At 66.2% G+C, this 16,301-nt stretch carries 12 protein-coding genes and 1 tRNA gene; 9 read left to right on the plus strand and 4 right to left on the minus strand.

The features are described from left to right. Nucleotides 1-31: 31 nt before the first annotated feature. From P1IM2_RS08110 to P1IM2_RS08125, 4 genes are read right to left on the minus strand one after another with little or no spacing between them, the layout of a single operon-like run. Nucleotides 32-1,231 (minus strand): ABC transporter permease, encoded by a 1,200-nt coding sequence (locus P1IM2_RS08110; RefSeq protein ID WP_062902633.1) that lies wholly within the window; start codon nucleotides 1,229-1,231, stop codon nucleotides 32-34. Further along, nucleotides 1,231-1,953, minus strand: coding sequence for an ABC transporter ATP-binding protein (locus P1IM2_RS08115; RefSeq protein WP_003043762.1), 723 nt, complete (start codon nucleotides 1,951-1,953; stop codon nucleotides 1,231-1,233). The genes P1IM2_RS08110 and P1IM2_RS08115 overlap by 1 nt, the downstream gene beginning before the upstream one ends. After that, on the minus strand, nucleotides 1,950-3,254 hold the full coding sequence (locus P1IM2_RS08120) for an efflux RND transporter periplasmic adaptor subunit (protein WP_186402091.1): 1,305 nt from the start codon (nucleotides 3,252-3,254) through the stop codon (nucleotides 1,950-1,952). The genes P1IM2_RS08115 and P1IM2_RS08120 overlap by 4 nt, the downstream gene beginning before the upstream one ends. Next, nucleotides 3,251-4,675: an efflux transporter outer membrane subunit gene (locus P1IM2_RS08125; protein WP_186402092.1), complete on the minus strand. Its 1,425-nt coding sequence runs from the start codon at nucleotides 4,673-4,675 to the stop codon at nucleotides 3,251-3,253. The genes P1IM2_RS08120 and P1IM2_RS08125 overlap by 4 nt, the downstream gene beginning before the upstream one ends. 343 nt (nucleotides 4,676-5,018) lie before the next feature. On the opposite strand from P1IM2_RS08125, the gene P1IM2_RS08130 reads away from it, so the two are divergent. The 9 genes from P1IM2_RS08130 to cobA all read left to right on the plus strand — a co-directional run bounded on the left by P1IM2_RS08130 (nucleotide 5,019) and on the right by cobA (nucleotide 16,291). Continuing rightward, a tRNA-Lys gene (locus P1IM2_RS08130) sits at nucleotides 5,019-5,094 on the plus strand. Between the two features lie 444 nt (nucleotides 5,095-5,538). Next, nucleotides 5,539-6,120: an ANTAR domain-containing response regulator gene (locus P1IM2_RS08135; RefSeq protein ID WP_186402093.1), complete on the plus strand. Its 582-nt coding sequence runs from the start codon at nucleotides 5,539-5,541 to the stop codon at nucleotides 6,118-6,120. Then, nucleotides 6,117-7,328 (plus strand): CmpA/NrtA family ABC transporter substrate-binding protein, encoded by a 1,212-nt coding sequence (locus tag P1IM2_RS08140; protein WP_186402094.1) that lies wholly within the window; start codon nucleotides 6,117-6,119, stop codon nucleotides 7,326-7,328. The genes P1IM2_RS08135 and P1IM2_RS08140 overlap by 4 nt, the downstream gene beginning before the upstream one ends. A 359-nt stretch (nucleotides 7,329-7,687) precedes the next feature. Then, the gene (locus P1IM2_RS08145; protein WP_186402095.1) at nucleotides 7,688-8,899 is read left to right on the plus strand and encodes a nitrate/nitrite transporter; all 1,212 of its coding nucleotides are present in this window, start codon (nucleotides 7,688-7,690) and stop codon (nucleotides 8,897-8,899) included. 2 nt (nucleotides 8,900-8,901) lie between these two features. Beyond that, entirely contained in the window at nucleotides 8,902-10,104 is a 1,203-nt protein-coding gene (locus P1IM2_RS08150; protein WP_186402096.1) for an alginate export family protein, read from the plus strand. Beyond that, on the plus strand, nucleotides 10,104-12,581 hold the full coding sequence (nirB, locus tag P1IM2_RS08155) for a nitrite reductase large subunit NirB (RefSeq protein ID WP_186402097.1): 2,478 nt from the start codon (nucleotides 10,104-10,106) through the stop codon (nucleotides 12,579-12,581). The genes P1IM2_RS08150 and nirB overlap by 1 nt, the downstream gene beginning before the upstream one ends. Next, nucleotides 12,578-12,919 carry a nitrite reductase small subunit NirD gene (gene nirD, locus P1IM2_RS08160; RefSeq protein WP_186402098.1) on the plus strand — a complete coding sequence of 114 codons (342 nt, stop codon included), beginning with the start codon at nucleotides 12,578-12,580 and terminating at the stop codon, nucleotides 12,917-12,919. The genes nirB and nirD overlap by 4 nt, the downstream gene beginning before the upstream one ends. After that, a complete protein-coding gene (locus P1IM2_RS08165; protein WP_186402099.1) occupies nucleotides 12,919-15,516 on the plus strand; it encodes a nitrate reductase in 2,598 nt (865 codons plus the stop codon). Before nirD ends, P1IM2_RS08165 begins: the two co-directional genes overlap by 1 nt. Next, nucleotides 15,506-16,291, plus strand: coding sequence for a uroporphyrinogen-III C-methyltransferase (cobA, locus tag P1IM2_RS08170; RefSeq protein ID WP_186402100.1), 786 nt, complete (start codon nucleotides 15,506-15,508; stop codon nucleotides 16,289-16,291). Before P1IM2_RS08165 ends, cobA begins: the two co-directional genes overlap by 11 nt. Nucleotides 16,292-16,301: the final 10 nt, after the last annotated feature.

Genomic DNA, 16,301 nt, shown 5'->3' on the forward strand with positions numbered 1-16,301 from the left:
ACGCCAGCGGCGCCGCGACCGCGCGTGCCGCTTATTCGTGCCGCAGCGCGTCGATCGGATCGAGCTTCGACGCCCGGCGCGCCGGATAATAGCCGAATGTTATCCCCATCAAGGCGGAGAATAGGAAGCTCATCACATTGACGACCGGATTGAAGATGAAGGGCACGTCGATCACGCTCGCCATCCCCCAGGACAGGATGAAAGCGAAGGCGATGCCGACCGCACCGCCGAAACAGCACAGCACGACGGCCTCGGTCAGAAACTGGAGCTGCACCTCGCGCGCCAGCGCCCCGATGGCGAGACGGATGCCGATCTCGCGCGTCCGTTCGGTGACCGAGACAAGCATGATATTCATGATCCCGATCCCGCCGACAAGCAGGCTGATCCCCGCGATCACCGCAACCATCGCGGTCAACGCGCCGGTTGCCGCACCGAGCGCCTGATTGACCTGCGCGGTATCAACGATGTTGAAGTCGTTGGTGGCCGCGCCCTGCAACAGGCGCCGCTCGCGCAGCAGGCCGACGAGCGAATCCTGAATGGCGGTGCTGGCGTAGGCGCTGTCATATTTGATCACGAAATATTGGATATCGTCGCTGCCGGTGAAGCGGCGCTGCGCCATTTTCAGCGGGACCATCACGACATTGTCGCTGTCCTGATCGGGACCGCCGCCCTCGCCGCGTTCCTTGAGAACGCCGATCACGGTGCAGGACACGTTGTTCAACCGGATATTTTCGCCGAGCGGACTGCTCCCGGCGACGAATATCGCCTTTTGGACCTTGGGCCCGATCAGGCACATATTCTTGCCCGCGCTTTCCTCCTCGTTCGTGAACGCGCGGCCGCTTTCGATCTCAATCGACCGGGCGCGCAGGAAGTCATTGCCGACGCCCTGCACGGTCGTGCGCCAGCTCTGCCCGTTATGAAAGGCCGTGACGCTGGACGACACGCTGCCCGACACATCGACGACGCCGGCGATCTGCCTGCTCACTGCATCAACATCGGCTTGCTTGAACGGCCGCGGCCTGCCGCGATCGCCCTGCACGGGAAAGACGATCAGCACGTTAGACCCCAGCGAGGATATCTGGTCCTTGATCGATGCCGTGACGCCATTTCCGAGCGTCACCATCGTGATCACCGCCGCGACGCCGATGATGATGCCGAGCGTCGTCAGGAACGAACGCAGCAGATGGCGCCGTATCTCGCGAAAGGCGAGCAGGAGCGTTGCGCCGAACATCAGGCGGGTTCCTCGCTGCGGGTGCGCCTGCCGCGTTCGACCCGTTCGACCAGCCCGTCGCGAAAGCGCACGATGGTGTTGGCAAAGGCTGCCATTTCCTCCTCATGCGTGACCATCAGGATGGTGATGCCTTCGCCGTTCAGGCGCGTGAGCAACTGCATGATCTCGATCGAGCGTTCGGTATCGAGATTGCCCGTAGGCTCGTCGGCGAGCAGCACGTCGGGCTGGGTGACGAGCGCCCGGGCGATCGCCACCCGCTGCTGCTGGCCGCCCGACAATTCGGCCGGCGTGTGATCCGCCCAGGGCGCAAGACCCACCTGATCGAGCGCGCGCATGGCTGCGGCGTGGCGCTCGCTCTTCTTTTCGCCGCGATAGAGCAGCGGCAGTTCGACATTTTCGACCGCGCTGGTGCGGGCAAGGAGATTGAAGCCCTGAAAGACGAAGCCCAGATAACGCCGCCGCAGCAGGCTGCGCTGATCGCGATCGAGCGCCTGCACCTCGACCCCGCGAAAGCGGAACACGCCGCTCGTCGGGACATCCAGGCAGCCGAGGATGTTCATCGTCGTCGATTTGCCCGAGCCCGACGGCCCCATCACCGCGACGAAATCGCCGCGCTCGATCCGCATGTCGACGCCCTTGAGCGCCTGAAAGGCCGCCTCGCCCCGGCCGAAGGTCTTCGTTATCCCTTCGAGTTCGATCAGCGGGATCTCGGGGGGCGTCACTGGCCCGTCGCCCCCTTGCCCGTCACCACCTTCATGCCGGGCCGAAGCCCCTTGGCCGTCACGGCGGTCAGGCGGCCGTCGCTCTGCCCCGTCACAACGTCGACGGGCTTCAGCGTCCCGTCGGCCTGAAGCACCCAGACGCGCTGCTGGCTGCCCACGCCGATCGTCGCGCGCTGTTCATTCTTTTCCAGCCCGATTTCGGGATTGAGCACGCCGCCCTTTTCCTTTTCCTTCGCATCGGGCTGAAAGCGCAGGGCCCCGTTCGGAACCAGCAATTGTTTGCCGGTGCTGCCCGTCGCAATGGTCGCCGTCGCGGTCATCCCCGGACGCAGCAGCCCGTCGCCGTTGGCGACCGCCAGCCTCGCCTCATAGCTGACGACCGCATTGGCGGTTGCGGTGGCCGTCTGCTGGCTCGCCTGCGAAGCCGTGTTGCTCGACGCCTGATCGACGCGCTCGACGACCGCGGGAAAGCGACGACCGGGATAGGCATCGACCGTGAAGTCGGCCTTCTGTCCGGTCTGGACCTGTCCGACGTCGGCTTCATCGATCTCGACGCGAAGCTGCATCGCCGACAGATCTTCGGCGATGATGAACAGGGTCGGGGTGTTGAAACTTGCCGCGACAGTCTGCCCGGGCTCGACCTGGCGCGCGAGCACGACACCCGAAACGGGCGAACGGATCTCCGCGCGGTTGCGGTTGGTCACCGCCGACGACAATTGCGCCTCGACAGCGCGGACATTCGCCTGCGCCGCGGCAACGACGGCGGTATCGCGCTTCACTGCCGCGCGACCCTGATCGAGTTCGACCCCTGAGGGAACCTTGCCGCCCGAGATCTTGAACACATTTTCCAGCCGCGCGAGCTGCGCCTTGTCGACGTCAAGCGTCGCCTGCGCCTGCGCCACCTGCGCGCGCGCCGCGTTGAGATTGGCCTCGGCCTGGGTGATCTGGTCCTCGATCACGTCGGTGTTGATCTGGGCGAGGACCTGCCCCTTGGAGACGCGGTCGTTCACATCGACATAAATGTGATCGATCTTGCCCGACACTTCGGACCCGACCTCGACCTGATTGGTCGGCCGCAGATTCCCGGTCGCCGTGACGCTGAGCGTCAGCGACTTCTCGGTCACCGGCTCGGTGATATATTTGGCCTCGCCTTTCCCGCGCGAACAGGTTGCCATCGCCAGCAATATGAAGAGTATCAGCGCCGCCGGCAGCCAGTATTTCATCCAGCGCCGCCACTTGGGGCGCGGCTTCGCGCCAAGAAAATCCTCGAGTTCCTGCGTCGCAGTGCCGGTATCGGTCATTCGCTAGTCCCCTGTGTCCGAACGCCGGCATCCGGATCGAGATTGGTCCCGTCCCAACCGCCGCCGAGCGCCTGGTTGAGGCTGATAAAGGCGTTGGCCCGCTCGGCCTCGCTCGCCGCCAGCGCGTTGCGGGCCGCGAGCAACTGGTTCTCCGCAGTCAGCAAAGTCTGAAAGTCGATCAGGCCCGCCTGATACTGGCTGCGCGCCAGCAGCGCGGCATTGCTCGCCGCATCGCGCGCCGCTGCGAAAAGGACAACGCGCTCGCCCGCCGCGCGCTGGGCGGCGGCGGCGCTCTCGACATCTTCCAGCGCGCCAAGGATCGCCTTTTGCCATGCCGCAAGCGAAGCCTGCGCGGCTGCATTGGCGGCGTCGACACCCGCGCGCGCGCGGCCGCCGTCAAAGATCAGCTGGCTGATCCCCGCAAAGAGCCGCCCGGTTATCACATCGAACAGATTGCCGATCCCGAACGAGGCGGTGCCGAGGTTGCCGGTAAGGTTGACCAGCGGCAGCATCTGCGCGCGTGCAACGCCGATGCGCGCCGTGTCGGCGAGCAGCGTCGCTTCCGCCTGGCGGACGTCGGGGCGGCTGCGCAGCACGGCGGCCGGCGCATCGAACCCCACCGCGTCCGGCGGAGCCGGAATTGCTTTTGCTTCGCCCTCGATCGCCGTCCGCACCGGGCCGGGTGCTTCGCCGATCAGGGTCGAAATGCTGTTCGCCGCCTGCGCGAGATCGCGTTCAAGCGCCGGAATGCTCGCCGCAGTCTGGGCCCGCTGCGCGGCGGCCTGCTCGACATCGAGGCTCGATACGAGGCCGGCCTCGCGTCGCCAGCGCGCGATCTGGAGATTATCGTCCTGAATGGTCAGCGTTTCGCGCGCGATCGCGAGTTGTACCGCGAGCGTTCGCGCCGAAACGGTGGTCTGCGCCACCTGTCCCACGATCAGGCGCTGCAGGTCGGCAAGGCCATAGCCTGCGGCGGCAAGATCGGCCCGCGATGCGGCGACATTGCCGCCGATGCGTCCGAAAAGATCGATCTCCCACTGCGCGTCGGCGCCGAGCGAATATTGCAGCCGCTCGTCGGCCAGATCGCCGACATCGCGCTGCACGCCTCCGGAGGCCGTGACCTGCGGGAAATAGCCCGCGCGCGCTGCGCGCACACCCGCACGCGCCTGCACCAGGCGCGCCGCCGACTGGGCAATATCGCGATTATTCTCCAGTGCGCGCGCGACATAGGAATCGACCAGCGGATCGTTCAGCCGCGTCCAATAGGACGCAGTGGCGGCCGGGCGGCTTCCCGATTCGACCGACCATTGCTCGGGAACGGGAAGGCCCGGCCCGGACGGATATTCGGTCGGCGCCGAAACGCAGCCCCCAAGACCGCCCGCCATCAGGGCTATTGTCAGCCAGCGCCGTCCCGTCTGCATGCGCCCCTCAAAGTCCCACCGCGGATGCAAAAATTACCGCGCTTGCCGGACGGCAGACCATAAATTGCTGGAATACGCAAGCTTTCGGGCGCCGCGCAAGCCACCCGATGCCTCCATTTTGGTCGCCGACGCTCCCCCATTCCCGACATTTCCCGGCGCCGCCGTCCGACGCCCTCAACGCAAAAGCCCGATCGCACGCCTTACCCAAGCAACGTAAATTGCCTTTTGCGAAAAAATATTGCCGAAGCCCATTGCCATGCCTGAACGAGCATGATAGCGGGCCGCTCTCTTCGCAGCACAAAGCCTTTTTGGCCGCCGCGAAGTCCGCCGAAAACCGGCATGTGGACGCATAGCTCAGTTGGTAGAGCAGCTGACTCTTAATCAGCGGGTCCTAGGTTCGAGCCCTAGTGCGTCCACCAAACTTTCTAATAAAATCAAAGCTTTGAGAGCGGATCGTAGCGTCTTCTTGAGTCTCCTGACACCCGGGTGCCGCTATGGGTGTCATATGGGTGTCATCGCGACACCGATCGTTAGCGAACATTGACGGCCGTAGACGGACATGAGAATTTATCTCGATGCAGATTCGGCGTTCTCAACAAGCCGCCCTCTGAGAGCCATGCCCTCACCCGATTCAATGCCGAACCTTTCGGCCTGCCAGAACGAGCGGCTCGAATTGGCGCCTTTCATCTCAAACGGACATTATTCGTCAACCAGACGGTCAGACAACATATGAGCAAAGGGGCCGGTTGCGGTCGGGCGGCTTGTATATGATAATGTCGAAAAGCAGTCGTTCAGCATTTGCAATCAATCGCGATTGAGAAACCCCCTAGTAGATTTGTGCACTGCAACGTAAAGCCGCGATCATGAGGATCGCGATCATCGACACCAGCGCCGGACGAGCGGCCGTCATATCTGACGGTTTGCGCGAGGCCGGTCTCGACGATCTGGTGCTGATCGATCCTGCCGGCGCGCTCGTCGCGCAGGTCGAAGCGGCGAAGCCCGAAGTCATCCTGGTCAATCTGGAGAATCCCAGCCGCGACCTGCTCGAGGATTTCTTTGCCATGTCGCGCGCGCTCGCGCGGCCGATCGCGATGTTCGTCGACCAGAGCGACGCCGAGGCGACCGGCGCCGCGATCGACGCGGGCGTGTCGGCCTATGTCGTCGACGGTCTGTCGAAACAGCGAATCAAGCCGGTGATCGATCTTGCCGTGCGTCGGTTCCAGGCCTTTTCACGGCTTCAACGCGAACTGGACGACGCGAAAAACGCCCTCGCCGAGCGCGCGACGATCGATCGCGCCAAGGCCATATTGATGAAGCGCCGCCAGATCGACGAGCCCGCCGCCTATGCGTTGCTGCGCGGACAGGCGATGCGGACGAACCGGCGGATCGGCGAAATCGCCGAAGCGATCGTCACCAGCGAGGCCTTGATGGGAGATATGGAGTGACCGTCGAACGCTTCCGCATCGGGTTCCTGCCGCTGGTCGATGCCGCGCTGCCGATTTTGGCGCACGAGCTGGGCTTTGCCGCGAAGGAAGGCCTCGAACTCGAGCTGGTTCGCGACATGACCTGGGCGACGGTGCGCGACCGGCTGCTCTATGGCCATACCGACGCCGCGCACATGATCGCGCCGCTCGCCATCGCGACCGCGCTGGGCCGCGACCGGCCGGCAGTGCGGATCGCGGTCCCCTTCGTGCTGGGACTGAATGGCAATGCCGTGACCTTTTCGACCGCGCTCGCACGCAACGTCGGGCTGGGCGAGACGCTGGGCGACCCGGCCGAGATCGGCGCCGCGCTGCAATCGGTCGCCGCCGCACGGAAAGCGGCTGGCAAGCCGCTGCGCTTTGGAGTCGTCCACCGCTATTCCAGCCATAATTACATGCTGCGCTATTGGCTGGCCGGCGTGGGTATCCGCCCCGACACCGATATCGAGATCGTCGTGACCAGCCCACCCTTCGCCGCCGATGCGCTGGCGGCGGGCGAGGTCGACGGGATCTGTGTCGGCGAGCCGTGGAATTCGATCGCGGTCGATCGCGGGGTCGGCCAGATCGCGCTGGCGACCGCGCAAATCTGGCGTCGCGGGGTCGAGAAGGTATTGGCGATGCGTCACGACGTCGCCGAGAGCCGCCGCGACGCTGTCGAAGCGCTGGTCCGCACGCTCCACCGCGCCGCCGAACAGTTCGTCGAGGCCGATGCCGCCGAGGAATGTGCAAAGATTCTGGCGCGGCAGGAATATCTGGATGCGCCGCGCGACGCCATCCTGCGCGCGATCACCGACCGCATCCGCGTCACGCCGGGCGGCGAACCGATCCACTATCCCGATTTCATGTTCCAGTACCGCGAGGCAGCGAACTTCCCGTGGCGCAGCCAGGCAGCGTGGCTCTATTCGCAGATGATCCGCTGGGACAGCAACCGCTTTTCTGACGCCGACGCCGCGACCGCCGCCGCGGTGTTTCGCCCCGACATCTACCGCACCGCGCTGACGGGGACCGGCGCGCCGCTTCCCGGCGCCTCGTCGAAGCTCGAAGGCGGGCTCGAGGAGCCGATCGGCGCCGGGTCGGTGCAGGGTCGCCTGGTCCTCGGCAGCGACCGATTTTTCGACGGGCGCGCCTTCGATCCCGATGACATTCAGGGCTATCTGGCTGGACTGGATTGATCGCGCCGTGCCCCTGCGCAGGCAGGGGCCCATCATCAAGCTTCGAGGTTGCAGCCACCGGTTCTGAAAGGCCGATGCGGCGGGAGATGGACCCCTGCCTGCGCAGGGGCACAAATCTACTTATGTTGCAGTGCAAAATAATCGCTTGCGGCGAGCGGGCGAATCAGGCAGGTTAAGCTCACTCGGCAAGGCTGCCGGGGCAGGATAAAGCGGCGACGGCTCCAACGATGGGGCCGGTCCGCGAGGCGGATGGGAAGCCTTTTCCCATATTCCGACATGGCAATGAAGCCGTCAGGATGCGCCCGCATGGCCGCCGTCCTGGCGGCTTTTTTATTGCCCGTCGCACGAAGGGACGGACGATGACGACAGCAAAATCGAACTTCTGGTCCAGCGGGCATTGGCCGACGCTGGTGGCCGCTTTTCTCTATTTCGACCTCGCCTTCATGGTGTGGGTGATCCTCGGCCCCCTCGCCCCCGCGATCTCCGAAGACCTGGGGCTGACCCCAGCGCAAAAAGGGCTGATGGTCGCGGTGCCGACGCTGGCGGGAGCGGTCCTCCGCGTCGTCAACGGCCTGCTCGTCGACCGCATCGGACCAAAGCGCGCAGGCGCGATCAGCCAGATCGTGGTCATTGCCGGGCTGTTCGCCGCGTGGTTCATGGGCATCCACAGCTTCGCCGGGACGCTCGCGCTCGGCGTCATCCTCGGCTTCGCGGGGGCAAGCTTCGCGATCGCGCTGCCGCTCGCCAGCCGCTGGTATCCGCCCGAGCATCAGGGCAAGGCGATGGGGCTTGCCGGCATGGGCAATTCGGGCACGGTGCTCGCCGCGCTGTTCGCGCCCGGCCTGGCCAAGCTGTTCGGCTGGAACGCCGTCCTCGGCCTCGCCTGCATCCCGCTCACCATCGTCTTCTTTGTCTATGTGCTGATGGCAAAGGACGCCCCGAACGCCCCCGCTCCCAAGAAGCTGGTCGATTATTTCGAGCCGCTGAAGAGCGCCGACGCCTGGTGGTTGATGGCGTTCTATTCGGTGACCTTCGGCGGTTTCGTCGGCCTCGCTGCCTCGCTGCCCATCTATTTCACCGACCAGTTCCACCTGACCCCGATCGTCGCGGGCTATTGCACTGCGGGCTGCGTCTTTGCCGGATCGCTAGTGCGCCCGATGGGCGGCGCGCTCGCCGACCGCATCGGCGGGGTCAAGGCGCTGATGATGGTCTTCGTCGTCGCCGCGCTGGCGCTCGCCGGGGTGCCGCAGGCGGCGACGCTGCCTGCCGCACTCACCCTCTTCGTCATCGCGATGCTCGCGCTCGGCACCGGCAACGGCTCGGTGTTCCAGCTCGTGCCGCAGCGCTTCTCGACCGAGATCGGCGTGATGACCGGGCTCGTCGGCATGGCGGGCGGCGTCGGCGGCTTCTACCTCGCCTCCTCCTTGGGCTTCGCCAAGCAGTGGAGCGGCAGCTTCGGCCCCGGCTTCTACATCTTCGCGGGGCTCGCGGTGCTCGCGCTGGTCGGGCTGATCTTCGTCAAGGGCCAGTGGCGCGCGACCTGGGGCGCAGCCGAAGGCGTGCGGATCTAGTCATGACCCGCACCCTTGCAATCTTGCTGGCGCTTGCGCCGGCCGGGGTGGCGCACGCCCAGAGCGTCACCCTCCAGCCCCTCGGCGAGGCGCGACTCCGTTATGAGAGCGTCGATCAGGATGGCCTGCCCGCTGACGCCGATGCCCTGACCCTGCGCCTGCGCGCCGGGATCGAGGCGAAGGCCGGCGACTGGTCGGCGCTGGTCGAGGGCCAGGGAACGCTGGCTGTGGTCGATGATTATTTCGACGGCCTTCACGGCCCCGGCAATCGCCCGCTGGTCGCCGACCCCGATAATATCGCCCTCGCCCGCGCACAGCTTCGCTACAGCCGGCCGGCGTTTGCGCTCACCGCAGGGCGCCAGCGCCTCGCCTATGACGACGAGCGCTTCGTCGGAAGCGTCGGCTTTCGCCAGAACGGCCAGAGCTTCGACGCGGTGCGCGCCGAAGTCACGCCGATCAAAGGCGTTAAGGCCGACCTCGCCTATGCATGGAGCGTCCGCACCATCTGGGGCATCGACGGTACCGGCACGCGGCAACAGGCGGTCTCGGGCAACAATCTCTTCGGCAATGTCAGCGTGGCGACCCCGGCCGGCAAGCTCGCCGCCTTTACCTATCTCGTCGATCAGGACGAGGCAGCGGCGCAGGGTTTCCGCCTGTCGAGCCAGAGCTATGGCATCCGGCTCGACGGCAGCCGGCCGGTCGGCAAGGCGAAGGTCGCGTACCAGCTGAGCTATGCGCGCCAGTCCGACTGGCACCGCAATCCCAACGACTATTCCGCCGACTATTGGCTCGCCGACGTGGCGGTCGATTTCGGAGGCCCCCGGGTCGGCGTCGGATATGAAATACTCGGCGCCGACGACGGGGCAGCTCTCACCAGCTTCCAGACGCCGCTCGCGACAGGCTTCAAGTTCCAGGGTTGGGCCGACAAGTTCCTGATCACTCCGCCCGACGGCGTGCGCGACCTCTATGCAAGCGCGGGTTGGGGCTGGAAAGCCGTCGGACCCCTCAAGGCCGTGACCTTGCAAGCGGTCTATCACGACTATCGCAGCGACCGCGCCAGCCGCGCCTATGGCGACGAGATCGACCTGCTGGCGAGCGCGAAGCTCAGCAAATGCACCGCCTCGGCGCGCTACGCCAATTACGCCGCCGAAGGCTTCGCGACCGACACCCATAAATTCTGGCTGCAACTGGACTGGACGCTCTGATGGAACATCGCCCTCTCAAAGCCCAAACTGACACGCGCGAGCATCTGGTCGTCATCGGCAACGGCATGGCCGGCTGCCGCGCCGTCGAGGAACTGCTCGCGCGCGATCCCGCCCGCTACCGCGTCTCGATCTTCGGTGCCGAACCGCGCGTCAATTACAACCGCATCATGCTCTCGCCCGTACTCGCGGGCGAGAAATGCTTCGACGACATCGTGATCAACGATGCCGGCTGGTACGCCGACAATGGTATCGCGCTGGTTGCCGGCGACCCCGTTGCGGCGATCGACCGCGCCGCGAGGACGGTGACGACCCGCAGCGGGGTCCACGAAAGCTATGACCGGCTGCTGATCGCGACCGGCTCCGATCCGTTCATCATCCCTGTCCCGGGCAAAGACCTGCCGGGCGTGATCGCCTTTCGCGACATGGACGATGTCGACACGATGCTCGCCGCGGCGGATGCGGGCGGCGACGCGGTGGTCATCGGCGGCGGCCTCCTCGGGCTCGAAGCGGCGCATGGCCTCAGTCTGCGCGGCATGAAAGTCACCGTCATCCACCTCATGCCGACACTGATGGAGCGCCAGCTCGACGAAGCGGCGGGCTGGTTGCTCAAGAACGCGCTCGAAGCCCGCGGCCAGACGATCCTGACCGGCGCCGATACCGCAGAGATCATCGGCGACGGCAAGGTCGAGGGGGTGAAGCTCAAGGACGGCACGCTGATCCCCGCCAGCCTCGTCGTGATGGCGGTCGGCATCCGCCCCTCGGTCGCCCTCGCCCGCGACGCCGGGCTCGCGGTCGGCCGCGGTATCCAAGTCGATGACCATATGGTGACGAGCGACCCCGCCGTGCTCGCGGTCGGCGAATGCGTCGAGCATGACGGGCAGGTCTATGGCCTCGTTGCGCCCTTGTGGGACATGTGCCGCAGCCTCGCCGACGGGCTGATCGAAAAACCCACAGGCTATCGCGGCTCGGTCACCTCGACCAAGCTCAAGGTGTCGGGGATCGACGTGTTTTCGGCGGGCGACTTTTCGGGAGGCGACGGCTGCGAGGACATCGTGCTGCGCGACGCAAGCCGCGGCGTTTACAAGCGCGTGATTGTCAAGGACGACCGCATCGTCGGTGCCGTGCTCTATGGCGATACCGCCGATGGCAACTGGTATTTCGACCTCCTGAAGAAGCAGGAGGATGTCTCCGGCCTCCGCGACCTGCTGATCTTCGGTCAGGCCTTCGCCGCGGGAGGCGGCGCGGCGGACCCTAAGGCAGCCGTTGCAGCGCTTTCCGACGATGCGGAAATCTGCGGCTGCAACGGCGTCACCAAGGGCCAGGTCGTGTCGTGCATCGCCAAGGGCGCGCACAGCCTCGACGCGGTGCGCGGCAGCTGCAAGGCCTCGGCGAGCTGCGGCAGCTGCACCGGTCTCGTCGAAACGCTCCTCGCGCTGACGCTGGGCGACGATGTGCAATCAGGCCCGAAGACGATGTGCAAATGCACCAGCTTCGGCCACGACGACGTCCGCCGCGAGATCGTCGCGCAGGGGATGCGTTCGATCCCCGAGGTGATGCAGAAGCTGCACTGGACCACGCCCGATGGCTGCTCGTCGTGCCGTCCGGCGCTCAACTATTACCTGCTCTGCGCGCTGCCGGGTGAGTATGTCGACGACCAGCAGAGCCGCTTCGTCAACGAGCGGCTCCACGCCAATATCCAGAAGGACGGCACTTACTCGGTCGTCCCGCGCATGTGGGGCGGACTCACAAATCCGACCGAATTGCGCGCGATCGCCGATGTGGTCGAGAAGTATAACGCGCCGATGGTCAAGGTGACCGGCGGCCAGCGGCTCGACATCTTCGGGATCAAAAAGGAGGATCTGCCTGCCGTCTGGGCCGACCTCAACGCCGCCGGCATGGTGTCGGGGCACGCCTATGGCAAGGCGCTGCGCACCGTGAAGACCTGCGTCGGGTCCGCATGGTGCCGCTTCGGCACGCAGGATTCGACCGGGCTCGGCGTCAAGCTCGAACGGATGAGCTGGGGCAGCTGGATGCCGCACAAGTTCAAGATCGCGGTGTCGGGCTGCCCGCGCAATTGCGCCGAGGCGACGATCAAGGATTTCGGTGTGGTATGCGTCGACAGCGGCTACGAACTCCATGTCGGCGGCAACGGCGGCATCCATGTCCGCGCCACCGACCTCCTCTGCAAGGTCGCCACCGAGCAGGAGGCGATGGATTATTGCGCCGCCTTCATTCAGCTCTACCGCGAGGAAGCGCGCTACCTCGAACGCACCGCGCCATGGATCGAACGCGTCGGGCTCGCGCATATCGTCGCGCGCATCGTCGAGGACGAGCCCGGCCGCGAGGCGCTGCGCGCACGCTTCCTCTATTCGCAAAGCTTCAGTCAAGACGACCCCTGGGCGCAACGCGCCGAAGGCGCCGAGGCCGAACATCATGCGCCGATGGCGCGCTTCACCCCGCAGGAGGAACCGGCATGAACGCCCCCGATTGGCTCGACATCGGCTGGATCGACCAGATTCCGATGCGCGGAAGCCGCACCGTACAGGTCGCGGGCGGCGACGATATCGCCGTCTTCCGCACCGCCGAGGGCAAAGTCTTCGCGCTGCGCGATCGCTGCCCGCACAAGCATGGCCGCCTCAGCCAGGGCATCATCCACGGCGGCGCGGTCGCCTGCCCGCTCCACAATTGGCGGATCAGCCTGTCGACCGGCGAAGCGCTCGGCGAAGACAAGGGCTGCACCCCGACCGTCCCCGTCAAGATCGATGGCGGCCGTGTCCTCATCTGCCGCGCGAGCACCTTGAAGGCCGCAGCCTGATGAGCGAAGCGGTCCGCACCACCTGCGCCTATTGCGGCGTCGGCTGCGGTATCCGCGCGACCTTGACCGGCGAACGGAGCGTCGAGATCGCGGGCGATCCCGACCATCCCGCCAACCGCGGCCGCCTCTGCTCGAAGGGTACGCATCTGGGCGAGACGGTAGGCCTCGAAGGCCGCCTCCTCCACCCGATGATCGGAACCAAGCGCGCAAGCTGGGACAAGGCGCTCGACCTCGTCGCGAAGAAATTCCGCGAGACCATCGCGCGCCACGGCCCGAACAGTGTCGCTTTCTACGTGTCGGGCCAGCTCCTGACCGAGGACTATTATGTCGCGAACAAGCTGATGAAGGGCTTCATCGGCACCGCGAACATCGACACCAATTCGCGCCTCTGCATGTCGAGCGCGGTCGCCGGCCACACCCGCGCCTTTGGCGAGGATATCGTCCCCGCCACCTATGACGATCTCGACGCCGCCGACCTTTTCGTCCTTGTCGGATCGAACACCGCGTGGTGTCACCCGATCGTCTATCAGCGCATCCGCGCCCGCTGCGAAGCCGGCGCCAAGCTCGTCGTCATCGACCCGCGCCGTACCGAAACCGCCGAAGAAGCGGACCTGCACCTGCCGATCCGGCCGGGCAGCGACGTCGCGCTGATGAACGGCCTTCTCCAGCATTGCCGGGAAGCCGGCATTGTCGACACCGACTATCTCGCCGCACATGTCGCCGAACCGGAAGGTTTCTGGGATCAGCTTGGAGAGGGGAATGACCTGTGGTCGGTGGCGCGCATTTGCGATGTCCCCGCCGCCGACCTCAGGCATTTCTATGAACTCTTCGCCGCGACCCCGCGCACCGTGACTTTGTTCAGTCAGGGCATCAACCAGTCGACCGCCGGCACCGATCAGGTCAATGCAATCACCAATCTCCACCTCGCAACCGGCCGGATCGGCAAGCCCGGCGCCGCGCCCTTCTCGATCACCGGCCAGCCCAATGCGATGGGCGGGCGCGAGGTCGGCGGCCTCGCCTCGACGCTCGCCGCGCATATGGATTTCGCGCCCGAAAACCGCGCCCGCGTCCAGCGTTTCTGGGCCGCGCCGACGATCGCCGAAAAACCGGGACTGAAAGCCGTCGATATGTTCCGCGCCATCGGCGAAGGCCGGATCAAGGCGCTATGGGTGATGGCAACTAACCCCGCGGTGTCGATGCCCGACGCCAATCGGGTGCGCGAGGCGCTCGCCGCCTGCCCCTTCGTCGTGGTCAGCGATGTGATCGAAAAGACCGACACCGGTGCCTTCGCCCATGTCCGCCTGCCCGCCGCAGCATGGGGCGAGAAGGACGGTACCGTCACCAACAGCGACCGGACGATCAGCCGCCAGCGCGCGTTCTTCCCGCTTCCGGGCGAAGCGATGCCCGACTGGTGGATCGTCAAGGAAGTCGCGCGGCGGATGGGATGGAAAACCGCCTTCAGCTATGACCGCGCCGCCGACATCTGGCGCGAGCATTCCCGCCTGTCGAATTACGACAATGACGGCGCGCGGCTGTTCGCACTGCCTGGCGCAGCGCAGGGCGGCAACGCCGCCTATGACGCCATGACGCCTTTTCGCTGGGGCGGCGATCAACCCTTTGCCGATGGCCGCTTTTCGACCGAGGACGGCCGCGCGCGGCTGGTCCCGGTGACGCAAAAGCCGCTCCCCGAACCGCTCCCAAAATGGCCGCTGACCCTGAACACCGGGCGCTACCGCGACCAATGGCACAGCATGACGCGCACAGGCCTTGCCCCGAAATTGGCGCGTCACCGCGAGGAGCCGCTCGTCGAGGTTCATCCCGACGACGGCTCCCGCCTTGGCCTCACCGACGGCGGCCTCGCCCGCGTCGAAACCCCGCAGGGCGACAGCCTCTACCGCGTCGCCTTCCACCCCGGCCAGCGCTCCGGCGAGTTGTTCGTGCCGATCCACTGGACCGACCGCACTGCCAGCGGCGGACGCACCGGCCTGCTCCCGCGCCCGCTCGTCGATCCGGTGTCGGGCCAGCCCGGCTTCAAGCGCACCCCGGCGTCGATCTCCGCGGTCACCCCCAAATGGCGCGCCTTCCTGCTACTGGCACGAGAGCTTCCCAATACGCCGCGTTGCCTGTGGGCGACGCGCGTCGCAGTCCCGTCGGGCGTGCTGTGGGAACTGGCGGGCAATGGCGACCTCAAGGCGATCGAGGCGCTGCTGCCCAAGGGCGAACGTGTCGAGGCACAGGACGCCGCACGCGGGACGAAGCGAATCGCAATCGTTGCGAATGGCCGCCTCGCTGGCGCGTTGTTCACAACAGAAACCGGCGAACTGCCGCCGCGCGACTGGCTGATCGCGCAACTCGCCGCGCCCGAGGTCGCCCCGACCCTGCTCGCCGGCCGCGCACCGGGCGTGCAAGTCGATCGCGGCCCGATCATCTGCGTCTGCTTCGACATCGGATTGAAGACGATCGTCGCTGCGATCCGCGACCAGAGCCTCGCCGACGTCGCGGCAATCGGCGCCGCGATCGGCGCCGGAACCAACTGCGGCTCGTGCCGCCCCGCGCTCGCGCGCATCCTGACCGAGGAGACCAGCCATGCAGCCTGACGACTTCGCACCCGGCACCGTCTGGCTCGTCGGCGCCGGCCCCGGTGATCCCGAGTTGCTGACGATGAAGGCCGTCCGGCTGATCGAACGCGCCGACATCGTCTTTTACGATGCGCTCATCGGCGACGGCGTCCTCGCGCTGATCCCGGCGGCGGCCGAGCGCGTCAGCGTCGGCAAGCGTTCCGGCCGTCACTCGAAGGACCAGCGGACGATCGACGCGCTGCTCGTCGATGCTGCGGCTGCCGGCAAACGTGTCGTCCGCCTGAAGGGCGGCGATCCGTCGATCTTCGGCCGCTCGACCGAGGAGCTGACCGCGCTACGCGACGCTGGATACCCCGTGCATATCTGCCCCGGGATCACCACCGCCTGCGCCGCTGCGGCCTCCGCCGGCCTCTCGTTGACGCTTCGCGGCGTGGCTCGCGACGTCCGCTTCGTCACCGCGCACAGCAAGCGCGGCGCGGCGCTCGACATCGACTGGACCTCGCTCGCCCACGGCGGATCGACCCTCGCCTTCTATATGGGGCGCGAGGCGGCGGGCGAGATCATGCGCGGCCTGATGCGCGCCGGCACGCCGGGCGCAATGCCGATAATGATCGCCTGCGACGTCAGCAGCCCGCGCGAGCGCCGACTGGCAACGCGGCTCGATCTGCTCGAGCTTGCGACTCGGTCGTTCGCGGCGGACGCACCGACGCTGATCCTCGTTGGCAGGGCTGTCGAACAAGGCGCCTCCGCGCTCACGATTTCGGAAGCGCACGCGAGACAGATGCATGGGTAAGCTAGCTCCC

Origin of the sequence: Sphingopyxis sp. P1IMeth2 (assembly GCF_900185685.1) — a bacterium.
Taxonomy (GTDB): Bacteria; Pseudomonadota; Alphaproteobacteria; order Sphingomonadales; family Sphingomonadaceae; genus Sphingopyxis; species Sphingopyxis terrae_A.

Excerpts from the sequence above, each read along its gene's own strand:
- P1IM2_RS08110 (WP_062902633.1), bottom strand. The coding sequence starts at position 1,231 with ATGTTCGGCGCAACGCTCCTGCTCGCCTTTCGCGAGATACGGCGCCAT.
- P1IM2_RS08120 (WP_186402091.1), bottom strand. The coding sequence starts at position 3,254 with ATGACCGATACCGGCACTGCGACGCAGGAACTCGAGGATTTTCTTGGC.
- P1IM2_RS08125 (WP_186402092.1), bottom strand. The coding sequence starts at position 4,675 with ATGCAGACGGGACGGCGCTGGCTGACAATAGCCCTGATGGCGGGCGGT.
- P1IM2_RS08135 (WP_186402093.1), top strand. The coding sequence starts at position 5,539 with ATGAGGATCGCGATCATCGACACCAGCGCCGGACGAGCGGCCGTCATA.
- P1IM2_RS08145 (WP_186402095.1), top strand. The coding sequence starts at position 7,688 with ATGACGACAGCAAAATCGAACTTCTGGTCCAGCGGGCATTGGCCGACG.
- P1IM2_RS08150 (WP_186402096.1), top strand. The coding sequence starts at position 8,902 with ATGACCCGCACCCTTGCAATCTTGCTGGCGCTTGCGCCGGCCGGGGTG.
- nirB (WP_186402097.1), top strand. The coding sequence starts at position 10,104 with ATGGAACATCGCCCTCTCAAAGCCCAAACTGACACGCGCGAGCATCTG.
- nirD (WP_186402098.1), top strand. The coding sequence starts at position 12,578 with ATGAACGCCCCCGATTGGCTCGACATCGGCTGGATCGACCAGATTCCG.
- P1IM2_RS08165 (WP_186402099.1), top strand. The coding sequence starts at position 12,919 with ATGAGCGAAGCGGTCCGCACCACCTGCGCCTATTGCGGCGTCGGCTGC.
- cobA (WP_186402100.1), top strand. The coding sequence starts at position 15,506 with ATGCAGCCTGACGACTTCGCACCCGGCACCGTCTGGCTCGTCGGCGCC.